Annotated in this window: 14 protein-coding genes and 1 riboswitch; of the genes, 6 read left to right on the top strand and 8 right to left on the bottom strand. The window is 62.2% G+C overall.

Translation table 11 applies throughout. From position 1 onward, the window contains the following. Positions 1 to 63 precede the first annotated feature (63 nt). Complete coding sequence (locus ACP7BX_RS20290) at positions 64 to 513, bottom strand: DUF1249 domain-containing protein (RefSeq protein WP_003171323.1); 450 nt, start codon at positions 511 to 513, stop codon at positions 64 to 66. After that, a complete protein-coding gene (locus ACP7BX_RS20285; protein WP_314524840.1) occupies positions 504 to 1,121 on the bottom strand; it encodes an NUDIX domain-containing protein in 618 nt (205 codons plus the stop codon). The genes ACP7BX_RS20290 and ACP7BX_RS20285 overlap by 10 nt, the downstream gene beginning before the upstream one ends. A gap of 191 nt (positions 1,122 to 1,312) precedes the next feature. Here ACP7BX_RS20285 and ACP7BX_RS20280 point away from each other — a divergent pair, with 191 nt between their 5' ends. Then, positions 1,313 to 2,050, top strand: coding sequence for an RsiV family protein (locus ACP7BX_RS20280; RefSeq protein WP_178955011.1), 738 nt, complete (start codon positions 1,313 to 1,315; stop codon positions 2,048 to 2,050). Here the strand turns inward: ACP7BX_RS20280 and cytX are convergent. Further along, the gene (gene cytX, locus ACP7BX_RS20275; RefSeq protein WP_426129260.1) at positions 2,019 to 3,308 is read right to left on the bottom strand and encodes a putative hydroxymethylpyrimidine transporter CytX; all 1,290 of its coding nucleotides are present in this window, start codon (positions 3,306 to 3,308) and stop codon (positions 2,019 to 2,021) included. The genes ACP7BX_RS20280 and cytX overlap by 32 nt on opposite strands. A gap of 153 nt (positions 3,309 to 3,461) precedes the next feature. After that, positions 3,462 to 5,351, bottom strand: a complete 1,890-nt coding sequence (thiC, locus tag ACP7BX_RS20270) for a phosphomethylpyrimidine synthase ThiC (protein ID WP_016975619.1) — start codon at positions 5,349 to 5,351, stop codon at positions 3,462 to 3,464. Between the two features lie 149 nt (positions 5,352 to 5,500). Further along, a riboswitch (TPP riboswitch) is annotated at positions 5,501 to 5,606 on the bottom strand. A 193-nt stretch (positions 5,607 to 5,799) separates the two neighbouring features. Here thiC and ACP7BX_RS20265 point away from each other — a divergent pair. Beyond that, positions 5,800 to 7,239: a TolC family outer membrane protein gene (locus ACP7BX_RS20265; protein WP_028615490.1), complete on the top strand. Its 1,440-nt coding sequence runs from the start codon at positions 5,800 to 5,802 to the stop codon at positions 7,237 to 7,239. Here ACP7BX_RS20265 and waaA read toward each other — a convergent pair. Next, positions 7,233 to 8,507 (bottom strand): lipid IV(A) 3-deoxy-D-manno-octulosonic acid transferase, encoded by a 1,275-nt coding sequence (waaA, locus tag ACP7BX_RS20260; RefSeq protein WP_426129262.1) that lies wholly within the window; start codon positions 8,505 to 8,507, stop codon positions 7,233 to 7,235. The two genes, ACP7BX_RS20265 and waaA, sit on opposite strands and share 7 nt — an antisense overlap. Before the next feature lie 23 nt (positions 8,508 to 8,530). Further along, a complete protein-coding gene (locus tag ACP7BX_RS20255; protein WP_177051562.1) occupies positions 8,531 to 9,421 on the bottom strand; it encodes a LysR family transcriptional regulator in 891 nt (296 codons plus the stop codon). Positions 9,422 to 9,523: 102 nt separating this feature from the next. Here ACP7BX_RS20255 and ACP7BX_RS20250 point away from each other — a divergent pair, with 102 nt between their 5' ends. From ACP7BX_RS20250 to ACP7BX_RS20235, 4 genes are read left to right on the top strand one after another with little or no spacing between them, the layout of a single operon-like run. Then, the gene (locus ACP7BX_RS20250; RefSeq protein WP_426129265.1) at positions 9,524 to 9,859 is read left to right on the top strand and encodes a DMT family transporter; all 336 of its coding nucleotides are present in this window, start codon (positions 9,524 to 9,526) and stop codon (positions 9,857 to 9,859) included. 55 nt (positions 9,860 to 9,914) lie between these two features. Then, complete coding sequence (locus ACP7BX_RS20245; protein WP_426129267.1) at positions 9,915 to 11,090, top strand: NAD(P)/FAD-dependent oxidoreductase; 1,176 nt, start codon at positions 9,915 to 9,917, stop codon at positions 11,088 to 11,090. Beyond that, a complete protein-coding gene (locus tag ACP7BX_RS20240) occupies positions 11,087 to 11,899 on the top strand; it encodes an aldo/keto reductase (RefSeq protein WP_426129269.1) in 813 nt (270 codons plus the stop codon). The genes ACP7BX_RS20245 and ACP7BX_RS20240 overlap by 4 nt, the downstream gene beginning before the upstream one ends. 41 nt (positions 11,900 to 11,940) lie before the next feature. Beyond that, positions 11,941 to 12,900 carry a metal ABC transporter ATPase gene (locus tag ACP7BX_RS20235; RefSeq protein WP_426129271.1) on the top strand — a complete coding sequence of 320 codons (960 nt, stop codon included), beginning with the start codon at positions 11,941 to 11,943 and terminating at the stop codon, positions 12,898 to 12,900. Positions 12,901 to 13,009: 109 nt separating this feature from the next. Here the strand turns inward: ACP7BX_RS20235 and ACP7BX_RS20230 are convergent, their stop codons facing one another. Continuing rightward, entirely contained in the window at positions 13,010 to 13,945 is a 936-nt protein-coding gene (locus tag ACP7BX_RS20230) for an NAD-dependent epimerase/dehydratase family protein (RefSeq protein ID WP_314524811.1), read from the bottom strand. Next, complete coding sequence (gene hldE, locus ACP7BX_RS20225) at positions 13,938 to 15,362, bottom strand: bifunctional D-glycero-beta-D-manno-heptose-7-phosphate kinase/D-glycero-beta-D-manno-heptose 1-phosphate adenylyltransferase HldE (protein WP_033897841.1); 1,425 nt, start codon at positions 15,360 to 15,362, stop codon at positions 13,938 to 13,940. Before hldE ends, ACP7BX_RS20230 begins: the two co-directional genes overlap by 8 nt. Between the last annotated feature and the right edge of the window lie 66 nt (positions 15,363 to 15,428).

The following is a 15,428-nucleotide window of genomic DNA, read 5'->3' as shown; positions in this document are numbered from 1 at the left end:
GTGGCGTGATTATGCTGGGGCAGGACACAAGAGGAAACCTTGGGAAGCAGATGCAGTTCACATCTACCGCACAACTTCGAACTCATGGCCCAAGGCCAGGCAATGGCTCAACCATTCACCGAGGAACACATTGAGCTGTGCTTTCTCATCGGGCTGGTGCATGAACACGTTGGGGTAAGGATAGATGCTGCGAAAGCGTCGTGCATGTTCGGCACTGATGACTTCGGCCATCCGCGCGTCGTGGTACACCTGCACTTCCAACTGCGGCACCGGCAGCCAGGGCAGGCTGTGTTCCTGACGCACGCGCAAGGTGGTGGTGTACGGGCAGTTGACGATGACTTCCAGGGCCAGCACGCCGAGCATCTGGTCGCCGTGGGTCACGCCGATGCGGCGGGCCTCGGGGGCATGGCGCATGTCGGGGAGCAAGCGCATCAGCCGCGCATAGTTGGCCTCGCAGGCGGCTTGCAGCCCGATCAGGTCGACTCGATAACGTTCCCGTGCCTTTACTGCCATAACCCCCTCACTTCCGCGCGATTAAGCGCAAGCCATTGCAGGGCGATAATGCTGGCTGCGTTGGAAATTTTGCCGTCGCGCACCGCTTGCAGGGCATCTTCGAAGGCCCAGACGGTGACGCGGATATCTTCAGCTTCTTCTTCCAATCCATGGACGCCCCCCACACCGGCGCTGTCGCAGCGACCCAGGTACAAGTGCACATATTCGGTACTGCCGCCGGGCGACGGGAAATATTTGGTGATCGGCCACAACGCGGAGAATGTCAGCCCAGCTTCCTCCTCGGCTTCGCGGTGTGCAACCTCCTCGGGTTGCTCGTCCTTGTCGATCAGGCCGGCGACCATCTCGATCATCCAGGGGTTGTCGGTACGGCCCATGGCTCCGACGCGAAACTGCTCGTTCAACACCACTTCATCGCGCTGCGGGTCGTAGGGCAATACACACACGGCATCATGACGAACAAACACTTCGCGGTTGATCACACGGCTCATGCTGCCGTCGAATTTTTCATGGCGCAGTTGTATCTGATCCAGCTTGTAGAAACCTTTGTAGAGATTGTCGTGCTGAACCATTTCGATCTTGTCCGGCGCCGACTTTGCAAAATCCGTCATATCCATCCCCGTTGAACCTGCGCAATTGGCGCCATCCTAACGCGCCCGTGCCTCCGGATGCAGCCCCTTTCCAGTTGCCGGGATAGACGGCGGGCGTCAAACTCACTCTAATGAGCTTAGTGGCGAACTGACTGCCTTGCCGGTAGTCGAAGCTGCACAATTTCGCTCTTATCGACGGACGAAGACCCTACATGTCGCTTTTAAAAATCGCCTCCGTGGCCTGTATCGCATTGACCCTCGGTGCCTGCCAAAGCCTGTTCCAGCCCAGCTACAAAACCCCGCTGGACGCCACCCGCGACGCCACCGAGCAAAGCAAGCCAGGCTGCGCCAGCGCCGACTGCCCGCTGGTGAATATCGACACGGTGCACTTTGCCAAGGAGCCCAAGTTGGACGCCTTGATCGAACAGCGCCTGCTGGAAATGACCCAGGCCGACCCGCTGCCAACCAGCCTCGCGACCTACAGCGAGCAGTTCCTGCGCACCGCCGCTCCACGCAACAGCATGTACTTGCAGGCCAAGGTACGTGAGCAGCATGACGGCTTGGTGATCATCGAGTTATCCAGCTACCTGGACCAGGGCGCCACCCACGGCGAGCCAGGCCGTGCGTTCATCAACTATTCGCGCCAGCAGCAAAAGGCCCTGACCCTCACCGACATGTTGCTGCCCGGCAAGGAAGAAGCGTTCTGGAAAGCCGCCCAAGTGGCCCATAACAGCTGGCTGATCAGCACCCGCCTGAGCCTGGAGCCGGAGTACGTGAAACAGTACCCCTTCCAGAAAACCCCGAACGTGGCGCTCACCTACGGTGGCGTGATCCTCAAGTACCCCACCACCACCATCGCGCCGTATGCCTTGGGCCACGTCGAGTTGCAGATTCCGTACTCGCGCCTGGACGGCATCCTCAAGCCTGAACTGGTGCCCGCGCGCCGCTGAAGGCCCGGCCCAGGATCAGCTGCAACAGCCCTGCCAGCACCAGCGCCGGCAGGGTCGCGCCGATGTCCGGATACAGATTGGCCAGCAGGTGGTAAACCGCAATGCCACCCAGCCAGGCAATTAATGCCGGCCAGCGCAGACTGGCTAAGGCTCCCCCGCTACGACGGCGCAGGATGAAGTGATCCACCAGCACCACGCCAAACAGCGGCGCGAATACCGAGCCGATCAGCAGCAGGAAGTTCTGGTACTGAGCCAATGGCGCAAAGCAGGCGATGAGCGTGCAGATCACGCCAATCGCCAGCGCCAGGTGCTCGACCTTCAAACGCAACAATATCCCGCTGGAAACCGCCGCCGAGTGAATATCGGCGAAGGCGTTTTCCGATTCATCCAACAGGATCAATAGCAGCGGGATCCCCAGGCCAGCCCCGGCCAACGCCAGCAACAGCGCGTTCACTTCGCCGCTCGGCGCAAACGCCAGGGTGTAGGCCACGCCCAGGCTCATCAGCCAGAAATTACCGATAAAGAACCCCAGCGCGGCACCGCCGAACACACCTTTGGCACGCTTGCCGAAGCGTGAGTAATCCGCGATCAGCGGCAGCCACGACAGCGGCATGGCGATGGCGATATCAAAACCCACCGCAAATGGCATCGAACCGTCACCGGCCTGAGCCCAGAGCGCGGTGAGGTCGGCCTTGGCAAACAGGTTCCAGGTGAGCCACAGGCAGGCGGCGAGCAGCAGCCAGATCCCCCATTTGCGCAGGATCTGGCGCACAAAGGTCAGCGGGCCACTGACCGCGAGCAGCGTTGCCAGACCGCCGAAGAACAGGGTCCACAGCAAGGGGCTGGCCAACAGGCTGCCGTCGCTGAACGCCCGTGTGCCCAGCAGGCTGGCTGCGTCGCGCATCACGATGATTTCGAACGAACCCCAGCCGATCAGCTGCAGCAGATTCAGCAGCGCCGGCAGGCTCGCGCCTTTGGCGCCGAGGCTGAGCTTGAGGGCCGCCATGGCGGACAGGCCCGTGTCGCTGCCGATCACGCCGACGGCGGCCAGCAACAGGACACCCACCAGGGTGCCGAGGAAAATCGCCAGCAACGAACCGGACAGGCCCAGGCCCGGCGCAAGCAAGGCGCCGGTTTGCAGGACCATCAGGCCGATGCCGAGGGAGAACCAGAGGGAGAACAGGTCGCGGGCGCCGAAGACTCTTTTGTCGCTCGGCACTGCGATATCCGGGGAGTAAGTACTCGGTTGAATGCTCAAGGGTGTTATCTCTGAGGAACATTTGTTGTTTGGGAGATTGCATTCGCGAGCAAGCCCGCTCCCACACTTGGAATGCGTTCCAAATGTGGGAGCGGCGGTGCGACGATTCGACTTGCTCGCGAAGAGGCCGGCACAGCCTCCAACAATCCCGGATCAGACCTTTTTGTACAGCTGACTACCTTCCTGCTTGAACCGCTCCGCCTGCTCGGCCAAGCCCTTGGCGACATCCACATCCACCGCTTCAATGCGCTGGTTGGCCGCGTATTCACGCACTTCCTGGGTGATCTTCATCGAGCAGAACTTCGGCCCGCACATGGAGCAGAAATGCGCGACCTTTGCCGAGTCCTTCGGCAGGGTTTCATCGTGGTACGAACGCGCGGTGTCCGGGTCCAGGCCGAGGTTGAACTGGTCTTCCCAGCGGAATTCGAAACGCGCCTTGCTCAAGGCGTTATCGCGGATCTGCGCGCCCGGATGGCCTTTGGCAAGGTCAGCCGCGTGGGCGGCGATCTTGTAGGTGATGATCCCGGTCTTCACGTCATCCTTGTTCGGCAGGCCCAAGTGCTCCTTGGGCGTGACGTAGCAGAGCATGGCGCAACCGAACCAGCCGATCATCGCCGCGCCGATGCCGGAGGTGATGTGGTCGTAGCCCGGCGCAATGTCGGTGGTCAGCGGGCCGAGGGTGTAGAACGGCGCTTCGTCGCAGCATTCGAGCTGCTTGTCCATGTTCTCCTTGATCAACTGCATCGGCACATGGCCAGGGCCTTCGATCATGGTTTGCACGTCGTGCTTCCAGGCGGTCTTGGTCAGCTCGCCGAGAGTTTCCAGCTCGCCGAATTGCGCGGCGTCGTTGGCGTCGGCAATCGAGCCTGGGCGCAGGCCGTCGCCGAGAGAGAAGCTGACGTCGTAGGCCTTCATGATTTCGCAGATTTCGTCGAAATGCGTGTAGGTAAAGTTCTCTTTGTGGTGCGCCAGGCACCACTTGGCCATGATCGAACCGCCACGGGACACGATGCCGGTGACGCGCTTGGCGGTCAGCGGTACATAGCGCAGCAGCACGCCGGCGTGGATGGTGAAGTAATCCACACCTTGCTCGGCCTGTTCGATCAGGGTGTCGCGGAACAACTCCCAGGTCAGGTCTTCGGCGGCGCCGCCGACTTTTTCCAGGGCCTGGTAGATCGGCACGGTGCCAATCGGCACGGGCGAGTTGCGGATGATCCACTCGCGGGTTTCGTGGATGTGCTTGCCGGTGGACAAATCCATCACGGTGTCCGAACCCCAGCGAATGCCCCAGGTCAGTTTCGCCACTTCTTCTTCGATGGACGAACCCAGGGCGCTGTTGCCGATATTGCCGTTGATCTTCACCAGGAAGTTACGGCCGATGATCATCGGTTCCAGTTCGGTGTGGTTGATGTTGGCCGGGATTATCGCGCGGCCACGGGCGATTTCTTCGCGCACAAATTCCGGAGTGATGATCTTCGGCACGCTGGCGCCAAAGCTGTGGCCGGCGTGCTGCTGGTCGAGCAGGCCAGTGGCGCGGGCTTCTTCCAGCTTCATGTTTTCGCGGATGGCGACGTATTCCATCTCGGCGGTGATGATGCCTTTGCGCGCGTAGTGCATCTGCGTGACGTTAGCGCCGGCCTTGGCGCGACGCGGGTTCTTCACGTGGGCGAAGCGCAGCGCGGTCAGTTCGGCATCGCTCAAGCGTTGCTGGCCGAAATGCGAGCTTAGGCCAGGCAAGCGCTCGGTGTCATTACGCACTTCGATCCATGGCGAGCGTACATCGCCAAGGCCTTTGCGCACGTCAATGATGACGTTAGGGTCGGTGTACGGGCCAGAGGTGTCATAGACCACGACCGGCGCGTTGATTTCACCGCCGAAGTCGGTGGGGGTCACGTCCAGGCTGATTTCACGCATCGGCACGCGAATATCCGGGCGGGTGCCTTGTACGTAGATTTTCTGCGAGCGGGTAAAGGGTTGCACAGAGCCGGAGTCGACCTTGGCCGATTCACTCAGGTGCACGGTATTTTTTAGTTTTGTCGTCATCACGGGCTCTCCAACTTATCCAGGCGGTGGATTTTTGTCGGAGCGAACCTGTGACGGATGGACGCACTGAAACCAGTGCTGTGCTTGGCGCACGAGAGCTGTTCAAAAAACGAACAACAACCCGGACGAAGCACAAGAGGACTCGCCGGGTGACGAGAAATCTTGTTCCCTACGCAGGCGCTAACCTGATCAGGTTCAACGGGATCCGGTATTTACCGATCTCAGCCTTCCAACAAGGCACCCCGACAAGAACGCGGCCAGTCTAGACCATGGCGTGGGCAAATTGCCAATGGCGGTGCATTCAGCGTGATGAATGGCTCTTTTGCAGATTGTTGTGCGGTGACCGCGCCACTACACTCGGGAACTGCTTAAGGCTTGACGCCACAAAAGGCGAGCCTTAGCCTTGGGCTCTAAATTACATCCATAATATTTATCTAGGGATCGCCTCATGCTGCGCAAACTTTCACTGGCTCTCGCCGTGTCTTGTGCGACCAACGGAATGGTCTGGGCAGCTGAAGCGCCCTTGTCCGCTAAAACTGACTTGGTCAGCGTCTACCAGGAAGCGGTGGACAACAACGCCGACCTGGCCGCTGCCCGCGCCCAATACGGCGCTCAAAAAGAAGTGGTGCCCCAGGCCCGCGCCGGGCTGCTGCCGAACCTGACCGGTGGCGCCGATATCAATAACGTGCGCACCCAGATCGACACGCCCGCCGCCACCGCCAACCGCGATGCGCATTCCTGGCGGGCCACCTTGAGCCAGCCGCTGTTCCGCGCCGACCGCTGGTTCCAATTGCAGGCGGCCGAGGCCACCAACGAGCAGGCGGCGCTGCAACTGTCGGCCACCGAGCAGAACCTGATCCTGCAAAGTGCCGAAAACTACTTTGCCGTGTTGCGTGCCCAGGACAACCTGGCGTCGACCAAGGCCGAAGAGAATGCCTTCAAGCGCCAACTGGACCAGTCCAACGAGCGCTTCGACGTCGGCCTGTCGGACAAGACCGACGTGCTGCAATCCCAGGCCAGCTACGACACCGCCCGCGCCAACCGCATCCTGGCCCAGCGCCAGGTGGAAGACGCGTTCGAAGCCTTGATCACGCTGACCAACCGCCAATACAACTCGATCCAGGGCATTGTCCACACGCTGCCGGTGCTACCGCCGCTGCCGAACGACGCCAAGGCCTGGGTCGAAACCGCCGGCCGCCAGAACCTCAACCTGCTGGCCAGCAACTACGCCGTCACCGCCGCCGAAGAAACCCTCAAGCAGCGCAAGGCCGGACATGCCCCGACCCTGGACGCCGTGGCGCAATACGAAAAAGGTGACAACGACGCCCTGGGCTTCAGCAACCCGAATGCGTTCGGCACGCCGTACCGTGGTGATGTGGAACAACGCACCATCGGCCTGCGCCTGAGCATCCCGATCTACAGCGGCGGGCTGACCAGCTCGCAAGTGCGTGAGTCCTACTCGCGCCTGGGCCAGACCGAGCAACAGCGCGAAGGCCTGCGCCGCCAGGTAGTGGAAAACACTCGCAACCTGCACCGTGCGGTGAACACCGATGTGGAGCAGGTGCAAGCGCGCCGCCAGTCGATCATCTCCAACCAGAGCGCGGTGGAAGCCACGGAAATCGGTTATCAGGTGGGTACGCGCAACATCGTCGATGTGCTGGATTCACAACGCCAGCTCTACGCGTCGGTGCGCAACTACAACAACAGCCGTTATGACTACATCCTCGACAACCTGCGCTTGAAGCAGGCGGCGGGAACTTTGAACCCAGGCGACTTGCAGGACCTGGCGCGCTACTTAAAGGCTGACTACAACCCGGACCGCGACTTCCTGCCGCCGGATTTGGCCAAAGCCGCCGCCGAGCAATTGAAAGCCCGCCCCGGCTACTGAAGCAAACGCCCCAGGCCATCCAGCAAGCGCTTCAACGCGCCCTGGTTGGCCTGCATCACCTTCAGCCCCGCCTGCGCCATCTTGCGCGCATCCTGCGGCAGCTCGAACAACTGGCGCACGGCTTCGGCCAAGCCTTCGGCGTCATCCACCTCGCGCAATGCCCCGGCTTCGCGCATCATCGCGGTGATTTCGAGGAAGTTGAACACGTGCGGCCCCATGATCACCGGCTTTGCCAATGCCGCCGGCTCCAGGGGATTGTGCCCGCCGGTCGCCACCAGGCTGCCGCCGACAAAGGCGCTGTCGGCCAAAGCGTAGAGAAATAGCAATTCACCCATGGTGTCGCCGAGCAGTACCGAAGTTTGCGCGGTGACGGCTTCGCCGCTGGAACGGCGCACGGTGGCAAAGCCTTGCTGCTGGCACAGCTCGAACATCGGCCCGAAGCGCTCTTGGTGGCGCGGCACCAGAATCAGCAGTGCGTTGGGATAGCTGTCGAGCAATTGGCGATGGGCTGCCAAAACGACTTCATCTTCACCTTCATGGGTACTGGCGGCGATCCATACCGGACGTTCGCTGGCGCCCCATTGCTCGCGCAACGCAGCGGCCCGCACCGGCAGTTCGGGGTCGATGGTCAGGTCGAACTTGATCGAACCAGTGACTTCGACGGTTTCCGGGCGAGCGCCGAGGCTCAGGAAGCGCTGGGCTTCGGCGTGCGTCTGCACGGCGAACAGGCTCATTTGCGCCAGCATCGGCGCCGTCAGCTTGGCAAAGCGCGCGTAGCCCTTGGCCGAACGCGCCGACAACCGCGCATTCGCCAATGCCACCGGAATCCCACGCTGGGCGCAGGCGTGGATATGGTTGGGCCACAGCTCGGTTTCCATGATCACCGCCAGTTTCGGCTGCACACGGTCGAGGAAACGTTTGGCCGCGCACGGCAAGTCATACGGCAAATAGCAATGCTGGATGCGTGGCTCGTTGGCGAACAATGCCTGGATGCGCTCGGACCCGGTGGGCGTCATGCAGGTAACAGTGATCGGCAGCGTCGGATAACGCGCCAGCAACCCGCGCACCATGGGTGCGGCGGCAATGCTCTCGCCCACCGACACGGCATGCACCCAGATCCCGCCGGGCTGCATCACCGGCAGGCCATAGGAGAAACGTTCGCCGACGCGCTTGGCATAGGCCGGCCCCTTGCGCGCGCGCAGCCACAGACGTAAAGCCACCAACGGCAGCGCCAGGTAAAACAGACAGCTGTAGAGAGTTCTATTCATGGCGGCGGAGTTTATCGGCTTTTTCAGTCGATCGCCTGCAAGCACTCGGCAAATCGTTTGGCCAGGAAGCGTGCGGCAGGTCCCAGGTGCTCGTCGCGACGCCAGACCAGCTCCACCACCAGGGCCGGCGGCGTCCATTCGCTGTCCAGTTCCACCATCTGTTGCTGATACGTCGGATACTGCACGATATGCCGGGGCAGCCAGGCCCAGCCCAGGCCGCTCATCAGCCACTCGGCCAACACGTAGAAACTGTCGGCGCGCCACACCAACGGGCTGGCCGCTTCGCTGCCGGGGTAGACGCTGGTCTGGGTCGACATCAGCAACTGGCGGAACTGTGCCAGGCGTTGGCATGTCACGTAGGGTTCCTTGGCCAGTGGGTGATTCACACCGCACACCGTGACCATCTCCACACTGCCGACCACCCGTCGCTCCAAGGCTTCGGGGATCTGGTCGTGATAGAACAGCAGGCCCAGGTCAGCCTTGCGCTCCACCAACTTGCGCGCCACATCGCCTTGGGCGGCGCTGGACAGCTGCACTTCCAGCAATGGGTATTCGCCCGCCAGTGCTTCCAGGCTGTCGAGGACCGGCTGGAACAGCATGGCTTCGTCCTGGGCCAGGCGCAGGCACGCCTCTTCGCCGCGGGTCAGCGAAAGCGCCCGGCCGTTGAGCCGCTCACATTGCCGCAGCACTTCGCGCGCTTCCTCCAGCAATACGCTGCCGGCTTCAGTCAGCCGAGGCTGGCGGCCGCTGCTACGCTCGAACAGGCTGACGCCGAGGTCCGCCTCCAGCATTGCAATCCCATTGCTCACCGCCGACTGCGCCTTGCGCTGTTGGCGCGCCACGGCCGAAAACGAGCGTTGTTCGGCGACGCTGACAAACAGGCGCATCTGCTCCAGATCCCATTGCACGCTCATGGCTCAACCCATCTCCAATTCAGATAGGTAATGACTTTACCCCATCTGATTAAACTCTAGAATGCCAGCCTTATCTGATTGCTTTACCCCGAGGATTGACCCATGAACGTCGCTTACTACTACCTGGCCATTGCCATCTGCTCGGAAGTGATCGCCACCGTGTCCATGAAAGCCATCAAGGGCTGGAGCACACCGATCCCTTTGATGCTGGTGATCGTCGGCTACGGCGTGGCGTTCTGGATGCTGACGCTGGTGGTGCGCACGGTGCCGGTGGGCGTGGCCTACGCCGTGTGGGCCGGGATGGGCATTGTGATGGTGAGCATCGCGGCGCTGTTTATCTACGGGCAGAAGCTGGATATCCCGGCGATGCTGGGGATGGGCCTGATTGTGCTGGGCGTGGTGGTGATCCAGTTGTTCTCGAAAACCGCCGGGCACTGACCGCTCCTCAACAGCCTGTATACTGCGCCTCTTGTCTTGAACACTGAGGTCGCCCATGCCATCCGTTATTTCCACCGACGTTCTGATTGTCGGCGCCGGGGTTGCCGGCCTCTGGCTGAATGCGCGCCTGCGCCGCCAGGGGTTTTCCACGGTGTTGGTGGAAAACGCCACCTTGGGTGGCGGGCAAAGCGTGAAGTCCCAGGGGATCATTCACGGCGGTGCGAAATACGCCCTGCACGGCGCCCTCACCGGCGCCTCCGAAGCCATTGCCGACATGCCGCGCCGCTGGCGTGAAGCGCTGGCGGGCAACGGTGAGCTGGACCTGACCGGCGTGCGCCTGCTCTCCGAAGCCCATTACCTGTGGTCGCCCGGCACCCTCGCAGGCAACCTCACCAGCTTCTTCGCCAGTAAGGCCGTGCGTGGCCGTGTCGATCAGGTCAAGGGCGACGACCTGCCGCCCGCCTTGCAAGACCGTCGCTTCAAGGGCAAGGTCTATCGCCTGGCCGAGCTGGTGGTGGACGTCCCGAGCCTGATCGAACGCCTGGCGCAGTTGGCGGGCGATGGCTTGCTCGCCGGCCAACACATCGAACCGCTGTTGGAAGGCAACAAGCTGGTTGGCTTGAAAGTAGACGGCCGCGAGATCCGCGCCCAACGCATTGTGTTGAGCGCCGGGGGCGGAACCGCAGACTTGCTGACTGGCCTGGGCTTAAGCAAGCCGGCGATGCAGAAGCGCCCCTTGCACATGATCATCGCCAAAGGCCCTGGCCTGAAGCAGTTGTATGCCCACTGCCTGGGCGGCGGCACCAAGCCGCGCATCACCGTCACCACTCACCCGGCCGCCGATGGCAACTGGGTGTGGTACATGGGCGGCGACATTGCCGAAGCCGATGGCGTGGCGCGCACGCCGCAAGAACAGATCGCCACGGCGCAGAAAGAGCTTGCTCAGCTGTTGCCGTGGATCGACATGAGCCAAACCCAGTGGGCCACCCTGCGCGTCGACCGTGCCGAGCCGCTGCAATCGGGCCTCACCCGTCCCGACAATGCCTTCATCGCCGAGGAAGGCCGCCTGTTGGTGGGCTGGCCGACCAAACTGGCGCTGGCGCCGGACTTCGCCGATCGGGTGATCAACAGCCTGGAACGTGACGGCATTCGCCCAAGCGCCAGCGAGCCGCTGCCCGACCTGCCAAAACCCGCCATCGGCGTCCCTGCCTGGGAGCAACTGTTGCCATGAGCCTGCCCACTCTGCACGACCTGCATCGCCCCCTGGGCAGCACCGGCCTGATGGTTTCGCCACTGGGCCTGGGCACCGTCAAGCTGGGCCGCGACCAAGGGGTGAAGTACCCCAGCGGCTTCCAGATTCCCGGTGACGACGAGGCGCGCATGCTGTTGCGACAGGCCCGCGAACTGGGCATCAATCTGATCGACACCGCACCGGCTTATGGCATGAGCGAGGAACGCCTGGGGCCGCTGCTGCGCGATCAACGCAAGGAGTGGGTGATTGTCAGCAAGGTCGGGGAAGAGTTCGAGAATGGCGCATCCACCCACGACTTCAGCGCGGCTCACACCCGCCGGTCGATCGAGCGTAGTTTGAAACGACTTGAAACCGATTTTATCGACCTGGTGCTGGTGCACTCCGACGGCAACGACCTGCACATCCTCAACGACTGCGAGGTCTACCAGACCCTGGCCGAGCTGAAAAAAGAAGGCAAGATCCGCGGTTTCGGCTTCTCCGGCAAAACCGTCGAAGGCGGGGTGAAGGCTCTGGAACAGGGTGATTGCGCCATGGTCACCTACAATTTGAACGAACAGGCCGAGAAAGCCGTCATTGATTATGCGGCGGCCCATGGCAAGGGCATCCTGGTGAAAAAGGCCTTGGCCAGCGGTCACGTTTGCCTGGAGCCTGGAATGGATCCAATTCGTGCGAGTTTCATGCTGTTGTTTGCGCAAACGGGCGTCGCCAGTGCTATTGTCGGGACCATCAATCCGCTGCACCTGGCCCATAACGTGGCGACCGCTGCCCAGGTCATTCGTCAACTCTGATGCCGCCCACGCGGCCGACCCCGTCGCAAGAAGGAGCCGACATGCCGCGAACGCTCATAAGAAAAAATCCCAGCAACTTCAAGACACTGCCGCTGCACGTCGAAGCCACCCCCGAAGGCCTGAGCTACCAGAGCGTCGGCATGCCGCTCAACTTTGCCCAGACCCTGCAACGGCGCAAACCGGTGGAAGTGGCTGACCCAGAGCGCTTCGCCCTGGAACTGGCCAACCTCGGCGTTTCGGTACGCCTGACCCTGCACTGGCAAAACCGCGATTATTGGGTGCTGGTGCGCCAGCGCCGTCAGGACCGTGGCGATGTGGTGCTCAAGCTGATCTCCGGCTACGTCCCCGCCCATGAACTGAACCTGCCGCTGCACACCGCCATCCAGGAAATCGCCGAAGAGTGCCTGTTGGAGACGCCAGAAGGTTGGCTGGGCGGACGCTTCAACGACACTTGGCTACCGGCGCCTTATTCCGCCGCGCTGCATTACCGTGAAGCCCTGCCCTTTCGCCTCAGCCCGCTGTCCGGTGCCGCCCGCCCGGTACGTTGCGCCACCACCCAATTGATCGAGCGCCCGCGCGCCTACGTGCACCTGCCCACCGCCTCCCTGCAATTGATCTATGACCTGCGCCTGGAAGTGCCCAAGGAAGCCAAGTCCCTGAGCCTGTTCCATGTGGACGAGCGCCTGGAAGGCGATCAACTGGTGGCACGCCTGGACCGCCAGCGTCCTGACCTGTACCTGATGCCGCTCAAAGATGGCCAGCCCCTGGCCGAGTTGTACACCGTCAAGAAAGACCAGCTGTACCCGGCGAGTACTCGCGGTTTGTACCTGGCGGAAAGCTTCGCCCAGCAGGAAGGCTGGCTGGTGCGTGAAGAGCGGATTCGCTGGAAGGATTGGCTACGCCAGCAGGGGTTGGCGGAGCCGGAGAAAGAGTCGAAATTGAAGCGCCTGGCACAGCGGGTACTGCGCAAGATCGTGCCGAAGAAAAAAGGCAAGGCCTGAATCAGACTGTAGTGAGCGGGCTTGCCCGCGCTGGAGTGCGTAGCGCTCCGGCTTTTTTGGGGCCGCTACGCAGCCCAGCGCGGGGCAAGCCCGCTCACTACAAATCGCGTCAGCCTTTGAGCAAGCGCTCCAGCCCGACCTTCAAGGGTGTGGGCTCGGGTAGTGTGAAGCTCTCCAACAACCGCTGATTGTTCGCCCGCGAGTGGCGAATATCCCCAGAACGCGCCGGCCCGTAAGTCACAGTCGGCAACTTGCCGACAATTTCTTCCAACGCCTGCAGCACCTGCTTGAGGGTGGTCGTGCGGTTCCAGCCCACGTTGATCGCGCCCAACGGTGCGTCCGGCGCTTCGATGGCCTGCACCAACACGTCCACCAGGTCTTCCACGTACATGAAGTCACGGGTCTGCTCGCCATCGCCAAACACAGCAATCGGCACGCCCTGCTGCGCGCGCTGGCTGAAGATACTGATCACGCCGGAATACGGCGATGATGGGTCCTGGCGTGGCCCGAAGATATTGAAAAAGCGGAAAATCACCGGTTCCAGCGCGTGCTGGCGACGGTAGAAGTCGAAGTAGAACTCACCGGCCAGCTTGTCGGACGCATAGGGCGTCAATGGCGCCTTGGTGGTGTCTTCATCAATCGAAGCGCCTTCGCCATTGTTGCCATACACCGCCGCGCTGGAGGCATACACCACACGCTTGACGCCGGCCTTGCGCATGGCTTCGCAGACATTCAAGGTGCCGACGAAATTGCTCTGGTGCGTGCTGACCGGATCATCCACCGAGGCCTGCACCGAGGCCACAGCCGCCAGGTGCACCACCGCTGTTGCGCCGACGGCGGCGCGGGCTACCAGCTCGGCATCCGCCACATCACCTTCGAGCAATTGGACGCGTGGATTGTCCAGCGGCAAATTGCTGCGCTTGCCGGTGGACAGGTTATCCAACACCCGCACGCTGCAGCCTTTGGCAAGCAGCGCATCGACCAGGTGCGAACCAATAAAGCCGGCGCCGCCGGTGATCAGGACCCACTTATCAGCGTTACTCATTGTTGCGGATCTTCTCGACAATGGCGGTGGTCGAGCTGTTCTCGACCAGGCCCAGTACTTTGACCTTGCCACCGTAGGCGCTGACGATATCCGCCCCAACGACTTGGTCGACGGAGTAATCACCCCCCTTGACCAGCACGTCCGGCTTGACCTGGGCCAGCAGGTTCTCCGGGGTCGCTTCAGGGAAGCTGATCACCCAGTCCACCGCGCCCAGACCTGCAAGCACCGCCATGCGACGGTCGACACTGTTGATCGGACGGCCAGGGCCTTTGAGGCGGCTGACCGACGCGTCATCGTTAACCGCAACAATCAGGCGGTCGCCTTGGGCGCGCGCTTGTTCCAGATAAGTCACGTGACCGGCGTGCAGAATGTCGAAGCAGCCATTGGTGAACACAATGCTTTCGTTGTGGGCGCGAGCGTCGTCAATCGCCAGTAGCAATTGCTCGATGGTCAGCACACCGCGTTCCGAGCCTTCGGAGCGCTGGATCGCGCGGCGCAATTCAGGCGCGCTGATGGCAGCGGTACCCAATTTGCCCACTACGATGCCCGCCGCCAGATTGGCCAGGGCCACGGCGTGGGGCAGTTCTTCGCCCGCCGCAATCGAGGCGGCCAGGGTGGAGATCACGGTGTCGCCAGCGCCGGTAACGTCGAACACTTCACGGGCACGTGCCGGAAGGTGCATCGCCGGGTGGCCCGGACGCAGCAAGGTCATGCCGTGCTCGCCACGGGTGACCAGCAAGGCGCCCAGGTCGAGGTCGGCCATCAGCGCAGCGCCCTTGGTGACCAGGTCGTGTTCATCGGCGCAACCGCCGACGATGGCTTCGAACTCGCTGAGATTCGGCGTGATCAGGCTGGCTCCGCGATAAATCGAGAAGTCCTTGCCCTTGGGATCGGCCAGTACCGGAATGCCCTTGGCCTTGGCGGCCTGGATCAGCACCTGGTGGTTGCGCAAGGCGCCTTTGCCGTAGTCGGACAACACCAGCACCTTGATGCCTTCGAGCAGCTCATCGACCTGGCCGCTGAGGGCCAGGGCGTCGGTGGCGAAGGGTTCTTCAAAATCGATACGCAGCAGTTGCTGGTGACGGCTCATGACCCGCAGCTTGACGATGGTCGGCTGGTGGGCAATGCGCTGGAACAGCGCGCGCACGCCGGCACCGCGCAGGCTGTTGGCCAGGCTGTCGGCGGCTTCGTCGTCGCCGGTCACGCCGACCAGGGAGGCCGGGGCGCCGAGGGCGGCAATATTGAGGGCAACGTTGGCAGCGCCGCCCGGACGGTCTTCGATTTGCTCGACCTTGACTACCGGTACCGGCGCCTCAGGGGAAATCCGTGAGGTACCGCCATGCCAGTAACGGTCGAGCATGACATCGCCGACCACCAAGACAGGGGCTTGATCGAATCGCGGCATGGACAACTTCATGGAGCATCCCACATACAAAATGAACAGGGGCGCGATATTAGCACAGGGTGAGCGCCGCCTAGTTCG

The sequence above is a fragment of the Pseudomonas sp. DWP3-1-3b3 genome, from assembly GCF_049896305.1.
Classification (GTDB): Bacteria; Pseudomonadota; Gammaproteobacteria; order Pseudomonadales; family Pseudomonadaceae; genus Aquipseudomonas; species Aquipseudomonas azotoformans_A.
The sequence above is the reverse complement of the archived record's forward strand: the minus strand, read 5'-3'. Positions and strand labels throughout refer to the sequence as shown.

Excerpts from the sequence above, each read along its gene's own strand:
- ACP7BX_RS20245 (WP_426129267.1), top strand. The coding sequence starts at position 9,915 with ATGCCATCCGTTATTTCCACCGACGTTCTGATTGTCGGCGCCGGGGTT.
- ACP7BX_RS20280 (WP_178955011.1), top strand. The coding sequence starts at position 1,313 with ATGTCGCTTTTAAAAATCGCCTCCGTGGCCTGTATCGCATTGACCCTC.
- thiC (WP_016975619.1), bottom strand. The coding sequence starts at position 5,351 with ATGACGACAAAACTAAAAAATACCGTGCACCTGAGTGAATCGGCCAAG.
- ACP7BX_RS20230 (WP_314524811.1), bottom strand. The coding sequence starts at position 13,945 with ATGAGTAACGCTGATAAGTGGGTCCTGATCACCGGCGGCGCCGGCTTT.
- ACP7BX_RS20265 (WP_028615490.1), top strand. The coding sequence starts at position 5,800 with ATGCTGCGCAAACTTTCACTGGCTCTCGCCGTGTCTTGTGCGACCAAC.
- ACP7BX_RS20250 (WP_426129265.1), top strand. The coding sequence starts at position 9,524 with ATGAACGTCGCTTACTACTACCTGGCCATTGCCATCTGCTCGGAAGTG.
- ACP7BX_RS20255 (WP_177051562.1), bottom strand. The coding sequence starts at position 9,421 with ATGAGCGTGCAATGGGATCTGGAGCAGATGCGCCTGTTTGTCAGCGTC.
- ACP7BX_RS20285 (WP_314524840.1), bottom strand. The coding sequence starts at position 1,121 with ATGACGGATTTTGCAAAGTCGGCGCCGGACAAGATCGAAATGGTTCAG.
- hldE (WP_033897841.1), bottom strand. The coding sequence starts at position 15,362 with ATGAAGTTGTCCATGCCGCGATTCGATCAAGCCCCTGTCTTGGTGGTC.
- waaA (WP_426129262.1), bottom strand. The coding sequence starts at position 8,507 with ATGAATAGAACTCTCTACAGCTGTCTGTTTTACCTGGCGCTGCCGTTG.
- ACP7BX_RS20235 (WP_426129271.1), top strand. The coding sequence starts at position 11,941 with ATGCCGCGAACGCTCATAAGAAAAAATCCCAGCAACTTCAAGACACTG.
- ACP7BX_RS20240 (WP_426129269.1), top strand. The coding sequence starts at position 11,087 with ATGAGCCTGCCCACTCTGCACGACCTGCATCGCCCCCTGGGCAGCACC.
- ACP7BX_RS20290 (WP_003171323.1), bottom strand. The coding sequence starts at position 513 with ATGGCAGTAAAGGCACGGGAACGTTATCGAGTCGACCTGATCGGGCTG.